Genomic DNA, 13,164 nt, shown 5'->3' with positions numbered 1-13,164 from the left:
TACCCTCCGCTCATGATCCTGCTGCTTTTATACTTTAAGATGCTTCCGAATCGAAATCATACTGCCTAATGCTCCCACAACAATACTCAGTCCTAGGAATATGGGCAGCAGTCCCTTCATCACTTCTGTTACACTTAAAAACTCAACCAACACAGTAATCGCTGAAAAACGTGTATTTAAAAGCCCAATCAGACTTTCATATCCTAAATATACAATCAAAATCGGTAAAACTGCACCCAAACAGCCGATAAAGATTCCTTCGACGATAAACGGCAGCTTTACAAATCCATCCGTCGCACCAATATACTTCATAATACTGATCTCATTGCGCCGTATATAAACGGAAAGCTTGATCGTATTCGCAATCAGAAGAAGGGCAATAAAAATCAAAAACGCAATCAATGCCATTCCGACATAAGTCACCAGCTTTCCAAAGGAAGCCAGCACCTGAGAAGCATTGGCAGAATAATTGACCTTCCGTACCGCAGGCTCCTGATTAAGGAAACTCACAATCGCCTCCTGATCCTCTGCCCGCAGCGGGTATATTTCAATATTAGCTGAATTTTGCAGCGGATTATCCTTCACCAGCTCTCCCATCAGATCCTCACCGATTTCATCGCCGCCGATCATCTCCTGCTGAAACTCTTTCCAAGCTTGCTCTGCTGAAATATAGGTAAACTCTCTGATGTCCTGCCTGTCATTTAATTTCTTCTGCAGATCGGCAACCTCCTGTTCGGTCACGCCCGCCTTCAGAAAAGCAACCATTCCTAAATTACCATCCAGATTGTCGGCAAAATGCTGTACGTTGACGACCAGACAGTATGTAATTCCTAAAATGATCAGACACGCCGCAATCGTGCCGATAGAAGCCAAAGACATCAAGCCATTTCGGAAAATCCCTCTAAAACCGTCTTTGACACAGGTCCTCATCGTTCTAAGCCTCATCGTCATAGCCTCCTTCCTGCGAGTCTCTGACGATCACGCCATTTTCCAAATGAATCACTCTCTTTTGCATCGCATTCACAATCGCACGGTCATGCGTCGCTACAATCACAGTAGTTCCCCGTCGATTGATTGCATCTAATACTTCCATAATCTCCTGCGAATTGCGCGGATCCAGATTTCCCGTAGGCTCATCTGCCAGCACAAGCGGCGGATTATTGACAATCGCTCTTGCAATCGCCGTACGCTGCTGCTCACCGCCGGAAATTTCATTCGGCATATTCTTAGATTTATGAGAAAGGCCCACCAAATTAAGTGCCGCCGGCACACTGCGCCGGATCTTTCTGCTGGGAATCTCAATTACCTCTAAAGCAAAGGCTACATTTTCATATACAGTCCGCTTCGGAAGCAGGCGATAATCCTGAAACACAATTCCCATATTTCTTCTCAGCTCCGCCACCTTTTTACGCCGAAGCTTGGTAATCTCTTTTCCGTCAATGGTAATGCTGCCTTCTGTTGGCGTTAGCTCCCGCATCAGCAGCTTCAGCAGCGTACTCTTGCCAGATCCGCTTTCCCCTACCAGAAAGACAAACTCACCGTCTTCAATCTTCAAATCCAGATGATCCACGCCCGTTACGTTTCCATCATAGATTTTTGTGACATCCTTCAGTTCTATCATCTAACGCTCCTATGTCTTCGTTTTCTATAACTGCACACCTGTCCGGCACCTACTTAGTAGCCGCTCTGCTCCATATAACTCATATATTTTGCTACCATCAAAGCAATCTTAAAGGTAATCGCATCATCAAAAATCCGAATATCCAGCCCCGTTGTCTTCTGCAGCTTATCCAGCCGGTACACCAAGGTGTTGCGGTGAATATAAAGCTGTCTGGATGTTTCGGAAATATTCAAGCTGTTTTCAAAGAATTTATTGATTGTATTGAGCGTCTCCTCATCAAACTCTTCGACCTTAACGGTTTTAAAGATTTCTTCGATATACATCTTACACAGCGAAATCGGCAGCTGATAAATCAAGCGTCCGATTCCCAGCCGATTGTAATTGATCATATACTTGTCTTCGTAAAAAATCTTACCGACCTCCAGCGCGATCTTCGCTTCCTTATAAGATCTTGAAATATCCTTCAGGTCATGAACGACCGAGCCCATTGAAATACGAACACGTCCCATCGCTTCGCTGTTTAGCATATCCGCTATCGTATGCGCCGTCTTCTCAATGGCGCTCCGTGAGGAATCACCGCTGACATCCTTCACCAAAATGATATTATTCTCATCCACGGCCGTGATAAAATCCTTCGCCTTAGCCGGATAGATTCCGCGGATCACATCCATTACCGACGTGTTTGTATCTTTATCATTATTCGACTCGATCAAATAAACAAGGCGGGCGACATTGTTTTCCACATGCAGTTTCTTCGCGCGTGTATAAATATCAACCAGCAACAAATTATCCAGCAACAGATTTTTAATAAAATTATCTTTATCAAAACGCTCTTTATAAGCAGTCAATAATCCCTGAATCTGGAATGCGGCAATCTTGCCGACCTTATACGCATCCTCGTCTTCCCCTTTGATGGCAATGATATATTCCATTTCATTATCATCATACACCTTGAAAAACTGATATCCCTGAACCGACATGCTTTCAGCTCTGGAGCTGATCAGATCCGGTATCAAAGGAAAAGTTTTCTCATCCCGAACATCCTCCGTAGAAGAAAGCAGCGTCCCTTCCATATCCATCACCGAAATATCCACTTTGGTGATCGCTTTCAATCCATCAATGGTTGACTGCAAAATCTGATTTGAAATCATCTTTATACCCCTTTCAAGGCTAGCATAGTCCTATTTTATCACATTTTTCTGCAAAGTTCCAGAGGAAAACGAAATAATTTCGTTATAAATTGTAACATTTCTGTTACACCACTGTTTCATGTACGAAATATGAGCGCTCATTGCACTTCCTGCCGAAACTGGTACAGCCTTTTGATCGCTTTCTCAAAATTCTCCTCATCAATCCCAATAATCAAACTGATCTCGCGGATTCCCTGAATCACCATTTTCACACTGATTCCTTCCTCTGCCAGCGCGGCCAGCAGTCCCGCCGTCACGCCCACGCCGCCCTTCATCCTAAAGCCGACCACAGCAATAAAAGCCAAACTGCGCTCAACCGTAATATGATACGGGTCAATATCATGCCGGATCCGCCGCAAAATGCTCTCTTCCTTACCATTCATCTCATTGGCATCCACCACCACGGTCATCGTACCGATGCTGGACGGCACATGATCCACCATCACATGCGCCTCCTCAAAGACTTGCAGCACCTTGCGCCCAAACGCCAGCTTATCGCCTCCAATATCCTTCTCAAAGGAGAGAGACATAAAGTTTTTCTTACCGGCAATGCCGGTAATATAGGCATGGTTTTCTGTGGCCTTATCGTCCGGACAGATCCATGAACCTGCATCCTGCGGGCGATTGGTATTGCGGATATTGATCGGGATGCCCGCGCTTCTGGCCGGATAGATGGCCTCCTCATGAAACACGCTGGCCCCCATGTAGGAAAGCTCCCTAAGCTCACTATAAGTAATTTCCTCAATGGGCTGCGGATTGGAAACAATCCGCGGATCAGCAGCCAAAAATCCGCTTACGTCCGTCCAGTTCTCATACACGTCGACTTCCATGGCTTTTGCCACCACGGCGCCAGAAATATCACTGCCTCCGCGGGAAAATGTACGGATCTCCCCCTCTGGGCCAGCCCCGTAAAAACCGGGCAACACAAAACAGCCTTCTTCTTTAAAGGCCTGAAACGCCAACATCGAATCATGCTCGTCATAATTGCCCCGGTCATCAAATTGAATGCAGCTGGCCGCATCAACAAATGGATATCCCAACAAACAGGAAAGAACCTTTGCACTTAGATATTCTCCGCGGCTTACCAGATATTCTTCTGTTAAGCCTTCTCTGATTTGGGTTTCGATTGTCTGATATTCTTCTGCCAGCGAAAAATCGAGCCCCAATTCCCGAATGATTTCATCATATCTTTCTTTAATCCGAGCAAAATATTCTATCGCTTGCTCAGGATCCTTTTTCTGTAATGCAAAGCAATGAAAAAGCATGTCGGTCACTTTTATGTCATTTCCATGCCTTTTACCAGGCGCAGACGGAACCACATATAAGCGGGCCGGGTCAGCCTTAATAATATCTGCACATTTCTGGAACTGCGCCGCATCTGCGAGCGAACTCCCCCCAAATTTAACAGCCTTTTTCATCCTGTTCTCCTCAATTGATCATAAACTCAAATGCGCACAGCGGCATTTGTCGACAAATAGTCAACTTACAGTTTATAGCACGGTGAAATAATTGTCAAGCTCATAAATTTTTTATTGTTGTATAAACCATCTTTGTGCTGGCTATCCTTTAAAAAAACAAAGAGGACTCTCCGAGAGAAACAGAAAGGAATGATCATATGAATAAAGTAGAAATCTGCGGTGTGAACACCGCTAAGCTCCCTGTGCTCACGCATGAAGAAAAGCTTGCCCTGTTTGAAAAGATCAAACAAGGAGATGAGCAGGCCAGACAAACCTTCATCGAGGGCAACCTTCGTCTGGTACTCAGCATCATCCAGCGCTTCACTGGACGCGGCGAGCAGGCCGACGACCTGTTTCAGGTGGGATGCATCGGTCTGATCAAGGCTACCGATAATTTTGACTTATCGCAACAGGTCAAATTCTCCACCTATGCCGTGCCCATGATCTTAGGAGAGCTGCGGCGCTTTTTACGGGATTATAATTCCATTCGTGTAAGCCGCTCCCTGCGCGACACCGCCTACCGCGCACTGCGCGTAAGAGAGGAGCTGACCAGAAAAAACGGACAAGAACCAAAGCTAGAGGAAATCGCCAAGGAAATGGAGCTTCCCAAAGAAGACATTGTTCTGGCGCTCGATGCCATTCAAGATCCTATTTCCTTGTATGAGCCTGTATTTCATGAAGATGGAGACGCTTTATATGTAATGGATCAAATTCAGGATGAAAAAAGCAGCCACGAGCAGTGGCTGCAAAAGCTCTCGATCAATGAAGCCATGAAAAAGCTCTCTGACCGTGAACAAAAAATCCTAAATCTGCGTTTCTTCCAGGGCCATACGCAAATGGAGGTTTCTTCTGAAATCGGCATTAGCCAGGCGCAGGTATCACGCATCGAAAAAAATGCTTTAAAGCAAATGCGAAAATATTTATAGCAATCGCTTCATTTCCTTATATAGCCGTTTCATAATCTTCTTTTCCAATCTGGAAATATAGGACTGCGAGATTCCCATCATGTCCGCTACTTCTTTTTGCGTTTTTTCTTCTCCGTCACTTCCGAGTCCAAACCGCAGCTGTACGATCTTTTTCTCCCGGCCGCCTAAAATCTTCATGGATTCCTGCAGCAGCTGACGGTCAATTTCATCTTCCAATCCTCTGGAAATCACATCATTATCCGTCCCCAATATATCCGAAAGAAGCAGCTCATTTCCGTCGACATCCATGTTGAGCGGCTCATCAATCGACACCTCCGAGCGCGTTTTTTGATTGCGCCGGAGATACATCAGAATTTCATTTTCAATACAGCGCGATGCATAGGTCGCTAGTTTAATGTTCTTTTCCGGATTAAATGTATTAACGCCCTTCATCAGCCCGATCGTTCCAATTGAAATCAGATCCTCAACCATAATTCCCGTATTTTCAAACTTCTTGGCAATATATACGACAAGCCGCAAATTATGAGTAATCAGCATATCCTTAGCCTGTTTGGCCAGTGGATCTCCCTCTTTCAAATGCGATAACCAGTATTTTTCTTTTTCGGCCGTCATGGGAGCCGGCAAAACCTCGCTGCCTCCTATGTAATAGACGCCTCCCTCTTTCTTTTTACCGATTTTCTTTTGCATCCAGCTCCATATTTTTTTCCACATTCTACCTTCCTCACTTTACTAAAATTTCAGGAATCAAAGCTTCATATCCTTTAGCATCCCACTTTTCAGATATTCCCACCATCACTTCATTTTCTTTATAACGCCTCTCTGCCGTCCGAATCTCTTTGGGCCAAAATCCAAACAGGATCCCCTCTCCCTGGATTGTATGATAGGGAATGGGCCAGCTGGCCTGCAGCTTCTCTGATTCAAAAACAGATGCCTTAACAACAACAACAGGCTGTCCTTTCACCGGCTCCCTGAGCAGATTGCCGCTGTCCACCAGCGCTTTTAGCGTGTACACCTTTTCTCCATACACAATCTGAATGCTCATCTCTGTCTTATGTTTTTTCTCTATGAAATAAATAGCTGCTTTAAGCCCTATATAGGCTACCAATACAGATCCGATCCACAAAGAAATATATTGTCCCGCAATGGGAATGAGTCCTGCCATAAAAAAGCTATACATATATAGCTTAAAAAAAGCCTGCCGCCACTGCTGTTTAGGTCTTCGGCCAATGCAAAAAAACAACATCAGAGCTGATAAAGGAAGCGCAACTACCGGTCCAAGCATATCCGGAAAATTTCCTAATTTCCACAAACATGCTCCCAAGGCACCGGCTCCTGCGGACAGATATATCCGCATCCTCCGTACTCCATAGTTTTTACTCACACACCGCAGGATCCAGCTGTCTAAAATCCAATTGCTGATAAAATATAGATCAATATACACGCTTCACCTCCATCTCTCGGCTGAAAATATCATAACACAAGCCTATCAATTAATTTGTCATTTATTGGAAATGGAGTTTTATTTTTTTACAACAAAAAAGCAGCCTGCCAGAGTATATCTGACAAGCTGCACTTCTCTTAAATTGTTATCTTTTCTTTCGTCTTTGCAAAAATCCCGGAATATCAATCGGCACATCCATTTCATTATCCGCATCACGCTCAGGCGCTGAAGAACGATTCTCGTTCCCCTGATAGGACGAAGAGGCATATCCTGATTGATAAGTGGAAGACTGCTGGTATCCGGACTGCGTATCAGAAGAAGCTTGTGCGGCTTCCGGTCTTGCCGGTTTAAATTCGTTGGAGGTAATCTCTACCGCATGCTCTTCATCATCCGGTTTAGCGCCAGTGTCTTTATGAGAACCAAAATCTGTCGCAATCACTGTCACAATAATCTCATCCTCCAGCGACTCATCTGTAGAGGTACCCACAATAATCTCCGCTTCCGGATCGGCTAATCCATTGATAATATCGGAAACAGCATCGAATTCATACAGAGTCATATCAGGACCGCCGCATACATTGACTAACAGGCCCTTTGCACCCTCAATACTGGTATCAAGAAGCGGTGAAGAAATAGCTGCCTCTGCCGCCTTTCTGGACTTGTCCTCTCCGGATGCACGGCCAATTCCCATATGAGCCAGACCCTTATCATGCATGATGGTACGCACATCGGCAAAGTCCAGATTGATCAGACCCGGCCGGTAAATCAAATCGGAAATTCCCTGTACACCTTGACGAAGTACTTCGTCTGCCATATGGAATGCCTCGATCATCGTCGTCTTCTTATCTGCCACATCCAATAAACGATCGTTAGAAATCGTAATTAACGTATCCACATTTTGTCCGAGCTGTTCGATACCGCCCAGTGCAGAGCGCATCTTTTTAGCTCCCTCAAAACGGAAGGGCTTGGTCACAACGCCAACCGTCAAGATCCCCATTTTCTTTGCAATCCCGGCAACCACAGGAGCAGCCCCTGTACCAGTTCCGCCGCCCATACCGGCAGTTACAAATACCATATCGCTGCCTTCAATTGCCTTGCGGATCGCTTCCTCGCTCTCCATTGCCGCCTTCTGACCGATCTCAGGATTCGCTCCTGCTCCCAATCCTCTGGTCAGCTTCTCGCCAATCAATAATTTGGTCTCTGCCTTACCTCTTGACAGTACCTGCTTATCTGTATTAATAATTAGAAATTCGGCGCCTTCCAATCCGTCTTCAATCATTCTCTCTACAGCATTATTTCCGCCGCCGCCCACGCCGACAACTTTTATTTTGGCACTGGCCTGATCATTTGCCATATCATTAAACTCCAACATTCCTTGTTCTCCTTCTCAGCTGCTCCCCCGCTGCACGCTCTTCTATACATCAATTCGGGAGTATAATTAGCTATATCATAATCGTTTTTATCTAAAAAATCAAGCGCTTTCTGCTGATTTTTACATAATGTTTTCAAAATCGTGCTTTCTTGTCATAAAGTAAACAGTCAGGCCCGGCTACTGCGGCGTCTGTCCGGGCCTCACTTTCGGTTCAATATATACTTGTTGATCCAGATCCTCTATATGCAAAATTCCCGCCGGAATTTCCGGCTTCTCTAAAATGCTGCCAATCACGCCGATCTTTTGCTCCATTTCTTTCATACCGCCGAGATGAATCTCTAGCTTCTCCGTGTATAAAACGATATCTTCCAGATTTCTGACATTGACCTCGGACACTGCTACATTCAGATCATGCTTACGCAGGATGGCACATACGCTGACAACTGCCTCATAGCGCTGCGTATCCTTCGTATCCAAAGACTCTCCCAGCGAAAAGCTGCCTACTTCGATCCCTTTGATGATCGGAAGATCCTCATCCAGCGTATACGTACTCGTAGCCACATGCCCCTTTCGGTCGATACAAAGATATGTCCCCTGAAAATATACATATCCGATCGTCATGCTTTCATCCACCTTGATTCTGATCGTATTAGGCCATGAAAAATAAATATCTACAGCACTCAGTCTCGGATCCACCTTCGGCTCTGCATTCAAATGAGTCAGCATATACCGAAACAGATTCGTACCCATTTCCAGCTCCAGATCCTCCAAAATCTTCTCATCGCTAACACGCGTATTTCCCTCAATCTCTACATGCTTAAGGGAAAAGATACTGCTGTTTAAAATTAGCAAAACAAACAGCACCAGCGCTGCTGCAATAAGCCATAGCTTTTTTCTGCTTTTTCTCGGAGGCTGATAGCCATTTTGTATTTTGAGTACTCTTGCCATAGTTTCCCCTTTTCTTTATTCTTCATTCGTCACTTTTCACTGATATAACAGCGCCTAGCTTCTGTAAATCTCTCACAATATCCTCATAGCCCCGTTCAATATGAGAAAGCTCCCGAATCTGCGTATGGCCGCTCGCACAAAGCCCCGCCAGCACCATTGCCGCACCGGCCCGCAGATCGGTGGCCCATAAAACGCCGGGTTGCAGCCTTGTGGCTCCATGGATAGCCGCCGTCATTTGATGCACCTGAATCCTGGCGCCGATTCGGCGCAGCGCTTCCACATGCCGAAACCGATTTTCAAAAATCGTTTCTTCAATATGGCTGATCCCCTCAGTCTGGGTCATCACAATCATCAGCATTGCCTGAAGATCTGTTGCAAACCCGGGATATGGATCTGTCCTCACATCAACAGGCTTTAAAACTGCCGGCGCCTTTAAATGGATCCATTCCCTCTTTTCATGATCCTCTATTTCACAGCCCATCTCTTCTAAAATATGCAGGAGCGCTCTATTATCCTGTGCCCTCGCGCCATGCAGCCAGATATCTCCCTTGGTAGCCGCAGCCGCCAGCAGATATGTCCCTGCCACAATGCGGTCAGCCATTACACTGGTTTGAATCCCATGAAGATAGGGCACCGCCTGAATGCTAAGCTGCTGAGAGCCAATGCCTTCTATTCTCGCTCCCATCTGGCGCAGCATCATCGCCAGTGCTGTGACCTCCGGTTCCACCGCCGCTCCTGATAAAATCGTCTGACCGCTGCCGAGCACCGCGTTCATCAAAATATTTTCCGTTGCTCCCACACTGGGGAACCGCAAATGAATCCGGCACACCTGTGCGGCATGCTCTAAGCTTTTCCTGCCGATTAAGCATCCTGCCTTTTCTTCAATCAAAAAGCCTCTTTGCTGCAAGGCAGCGAGATGGAGATCAATCGGCCGGCTTCCAATGACGCATCCGCCCGGAAATGTCATCTCGGCTCTGCCCGTTCTAGCTAACAGCGGCCCCAACAGCATAATAGAGGAACGCATTTTTCGCACGAGCGCCTCCGGCAGCACCGTGTTTTGAATCTGCCGCATCTGAATCCGTACGGAATCCCCCCGCCATGTAATCTGCGCCCCAATATGCTGCAAAAGCTCGCACATGACATGCACATCCTCAATATCAGGACAGCGCCCGATCGAAACGGGCTGATTGGTTAAAAGGGCAGCCGCCATCATCGGAAGAGCGGCATTTTTAGAGCCTTGTATCGCTATTTCACCCTGCAGCGGACGGCCGCCTTCTATCTCAATATACTTCATCTTCATCTCCGCCTGTCAATACTCTTTCTACTTTATGATATTACGGCGGAGCGATAATGGTACCATATTTACAGCAAAACGGTCAAATTTTTAAGCGGCAGAGGCTCTTCTTGTATATCCGGAAATATTCAGCAAAATTCCTACGCTGATCATCAAAAACAGCATCGAGGATCCGCCGTAGCTAATAAACGGCAGGGTAATTCCCGTTGCCGGAATACTATTCGTATTTACGGCAATATTTAAAATAGCCTGCATCGCAATCTGTCCGACAATACCGGCTGAAAGAAGAGCCGTAAACTTATTAGGCGCAAATAAGCTGATTTTAATACCATGCCAAGTAAAAACCATAAAGAGAGCAATGACAATCCCCGCGCCGAACAGTCCAAGCTCCTCACAGATAATTGAAAAAATGATATCATTATGCGCTTCCGGGATGAAGCCAAGCTTTTGGATGCTCTGCCCAAGACCGCGGCCAAAAAAGCCGCCCGAGGCCACTGCATACAATGACTGGATGGTCTGATACCCTGAATCCTGCGCATAAGCAAATGGATCAAGCCATGCTTGAACACGTTCTGTCCGGTATAAAAATTCTTTCATAAATCCCTGCAGGGGACCTGGCAGGCTGTCAACCGGAATGATCATGGGCAGTGTAACGACTAAGACAACTACCGCTGCCATTGGTCCTACAATGCAGAAAAAATGCTTCCATCTCGCGCCGCCCACAAACATAATAATGACGCCGATACAGGCAATGATAATACCGCTGGATAGGTTTTGATATGCAACCAGCGCCGTGGGCACGCAAAGAATCGCAAAAAGCTTGCCAAACACCTTAGCCTGCGTAATATCCTTTTGATGCTCTTCTACTAAGACCGCCATATAGAGCGCTACACCGATCTTGGCCAGCTCTGCCGGCTGAAAGCTCAGACTGCCCACGCCCAGCCACCTAGTGGAGCCATTAGCTTCATTACCAATGAACAGCACAATAAAGCTAAAAAATACGCTGGCAATGTAGCTAAGCTTCGCAAACCGCTTTAAAATTGAAAGCGGAAATTTGATGGCAAAAATCATAGCTACAGCACCTACGCCCAGCCAGATAAACTGACGGCGGAAAAAATGCATGCTGTCATCCATCTGCGTATAGGCGTAGTAATAGCTAGAGCTAGTGACCATAATCAAACCGATAAAGGAAAGCATGACCACGCAGGCAATGATAGTAAAATCGCTCTCTTCACGCTTTGGCAGCGCAAAGCCCTTGCTTTTGGCCTTTTTCTTCTCCTGAATTAAAACGCCGCTGCGTCTCCCTCTCACAGGTTGGTCTGCCGTTTTTTTCTTTCTGGCCGCCTCAGCCCGCGCATAAGAATCCTCTTCTTCATAAAAAGAGGTGAAAGTATAATCTCTGGCTGAAGGCGCGGAATTAAAATCATCTGCCTGTAAGGGCCGCGTATTTCTCTGCGCTTTGGCGGTGGTTTTAGTCGCTTGTTTTCTTTTTGTTTTCTTCGCCAAATCTGTCACCTCCTGAATTTACTGCATATTTTGAACCAACTCACGGAAAATGTCTCCCCGCTCTTCATAGTTTTTAAACATTCCCCAGCTGGCACATGCGGGGGAAAGCAGGACACTATCCCCTTCTTGGGCGCTCTGCGCCGCTTTTTGCACCGCTTCCTGAAAGCTGTCTGCCATTTCAATCTGCTCAGCCGGATACCCGCAGCGCACGGCGCAGTCATATATATCCTGCCGGGTCGCGCCAATTAAAATGAGACGGCGTACGCGCCCCGTAAACAGCTGACACCAGCTGTCATAAGGCGTTCCTTTATCATAGCCGCCGCCAATCAGCACCGTTTGAGGCGTGCGCATGGCCAGAAGCCCTTTTATCGCAGCGTCCGGATTGGTTGCCTTGGAATCATTATAATACTGGACACCGGCAACGCTGCCAACGGGCTCAATCCGATGCGCTACCCCCTTAAATGCATAGAGCCCTTCTGTGATCACGGGTACCGGGACGCCGGCCTTCAAACAGCAAAGCGCTGCCGCCATCGCATTTTCTTCATTATGTGCTCCTAATATCTGCAGCCTTGAAAATTCCGCCAGCACAGTCTTGCTGCCCTGTATATCGGCCACCATCTGATCGCCCTCTGCCCATATGCCGCCCTGCGTCGGCGTTTGATGGCTAAAATAAGCAACTGTCGGCGCGTTCTCTCTTTTTGAAAGCTGCTCGGCTCTCTCTCTGCACAGCGGATCATCATAATTAAAAATGCAGAAATCATCGGACGTTTGATTTTCATAAATACGGCATTTCGCCGCTACATAGTTCTCAAAGGTCTTGTGCCGGTCCAAATGGTCCGGTGTAAAATTCAGAATAGCCGCTACGTGCGGACGGAATTTCAAAATGCTTTCCAGCTGAAAGCTTGAGAGCTCAATGGTGGTATATGTTTTTTCTTTTGCATTTTCTGCCATGGCAGAAAATGGCGTGCCGATGTTGCCAGCCACCAGCGATCCAGGGGCGTATGCCTGCATGATCTGCCCGACTAATGTGGTGGTCGTGGTCTTTCCGTTTGTGCCAGTAATACCGATGATCTCATTACGGCAAAAATGCGCGGCCAGTTCAATTTCTCCGCACACAATTACCCCCAGCTCTCTTGCTCTTTGAATAAAGGCCAGATCCGTGGGCACTCCGGGACTGAGCACCATGTAATCTATACGAGAAAGCTCTTCTTCTTCCGGCTGTCTACCCAAAATATAGTGAAGCTCCTCGTTTTCCAGCTCCTTTAGCTGTGGCTCCAGGCTTTCTGCTTCTTTTCCGTCATATACTGTAACGCACGCGCCATGGCGCAGGCATAGCCTTGCTGCCTCAATTCCGCTTTTAGCGAGACCGACTACCATTACCTGCTTTTCTTCCAAATTCATACCTTCCT

General features: G+C 46.6%; 12 protein-coding genes. 1 reads left to right on the top strand and 11 read right to left on the bottom strand.

Going from position 1 to position 13,164, the window contains the following annotated elements; genetic code table 11:
• Positions 1-27: 27 nt before the first annotated feature.
• The 4 genes from HFE64_02895 to HFE64_02880 form a co-directional block, all read right to left on the bottom strand.
• Positions 28-945 (bottom strand): ABC transporter permease, encoded by a 918-nt coding sequence (locus HFE64_02895; GenBank protein MCI8632414.1) that lies wholly within the window; start codon positions 943-945, stop codon positions 28-30.
• Positions 935-1,621, bottom strand: a complete 687-nt coding sequence (ftsE, locus tag HFE64_02890) for a cell division ATP-binding protein FtsE (protein ID MCI8632413.1) — start codon at positions 1,619-1,621, stop codon at positions 935-937. Before ftsE ends, HFE64_02895 begins: the two co-directional genes overlap by 11 nt.
• 53 nt (positions 1,622-1,674) lie before the next feature.
• A complete protein-coding gene (locus HFE64_02885; protein ID MCI8632412.1) occupies positions 1,675-2,772 on the bottom strand; it encodes a PucR family transcriptional regulator in 1,098 nt (365 codons plus the stop codon).
• 137 nt (positions 2,773-2,909) lie between these two features.
• Positions 2,910-4,229, bottom strand: a complete 1,320-nt coding sequence (locus HFE64_02880; protein ID MCI8632411.1) for an aspartate kinase — start codon at positions 4,227-4,229, stop codon at positions 2,910-2,912.
• A gap of 197 nt (positions 4,230-4,426) precedes the next feature.
• On the opposite strand from HFE64_02880, the gene sigG reads away from it, so the two are divergent.
• Positions 4,427-5,194 carry an RNA polymerase sporulation sigma factor SigG gene (gene sigG / locus HFE64_02875; GenBank protein ID MCI8632410.1) on the top strand — a complete coding sequence of 256 codons (768 nt, stop codon included), beginning with the start codon at positions 4,427-4,429 and terminating at the stop codon, positions 5,192-5,194.
• Here sigG and sigE read toward each other — a convergent pair.
• The 7 genes from sigE to murD form a co-directional block, all read right to left on the bottom strand.
• A complete protein-coding gene (gene sigE, locus HFE64_02870) occupies positions 5,189-5,905 on the bottom strand; it encodes an RNA polymerase sporulation sigma factor SigE (protein ID MCI8632409.1) in 717 nt (238 codons plus the stop codon). The genes sigG and sigE overlap by 6 nt on opposite strands.
• A 10-nt stretch (positions 5,906-5,915) precedes the next feature.
• Entirely contained in the window at positions 5,916-6,635 is a 720-nt protein-coding gene (locus HFE64_02865) for a hypothetical protein (protein ID MCI8632408.1), read from the bottom strand.
• Positions 6,636-6,780: 145 nt separating this feature from the next.
• Positions 6,781-8,007, bottom strand: a complete 1,227-nt coding sequence (ftsZ, locus tag HFE64_02860) for a cell division protein FtsZ (protein MCI8632407.1) — start codon at positions 8,005-8,007, stop codon at positions 6,781-6,783.
• A gap of 177 nt (positions 8,008-8,184) precedes the next feature.
• Entirely contained in the window at positions 8,185-8,955 is a 771-nt protein-coding gene (locus tag HFE64_02855) for an FtsQ-type POTRA domain-containing protein (GenBank protein ID MCI8632406.1), read from the bottom strand.
• A 22-nt stretch (positions 8,956-8,977) separates the two neighbouring features.
• A complete protein-coding gene (murA, locus tag HFE64_02850) occupies positions 8,978-10,249 on the bottom strand; it encodes a UDP-N-acetylglucosamine 1-carboxyvinyltransferase (protein ID MCI8632405.1) in 1,272 nt (423 codons plus the stop codon).
• A gap of 90 nt (positions 10,250-10,339) precedes the next feature.
• Positions 10,340-11,755, bottom strand: a complete 1,416-nt coding sequence (locus HFE64_02845; GenBank protein ID MCI8632404.1) for a cell division protein FtsW — start codon at positions 11,753-11,755, stop codon at positions 10,340-10,342.
• A gap of 18 nt (positions 11,756-11,773) precedes the next feature.
• A complete protein-coding gene (gene murD / locus HFE64_02840) occupies positions 11,774-13,156 on the bottom strand; it encodes a UDP-N-acetylmuramoyl-L-alanine--D-glutamate ligase (protein ID MCI8632403.1) in 1,383 nt (460 codons plus the stop codon).
• Between the last annotated feature and the right edge of the window lie 8 nt (positions 13,157-13,164).

It is taken from the genome of Lachnospiraceae bacterium (assembly GCA_022794035.1).
In the GTDB taxonomy this organism is placed as follows: Bacteria; Bacillota; Clostridia; order Lachnospirales; family Bianqueaceae; genus CALWPV01.
Note: the sequence above shows the minus strand (reverse complement) of the source record. Positions and strands in the feature narration are given on the sequence as shown.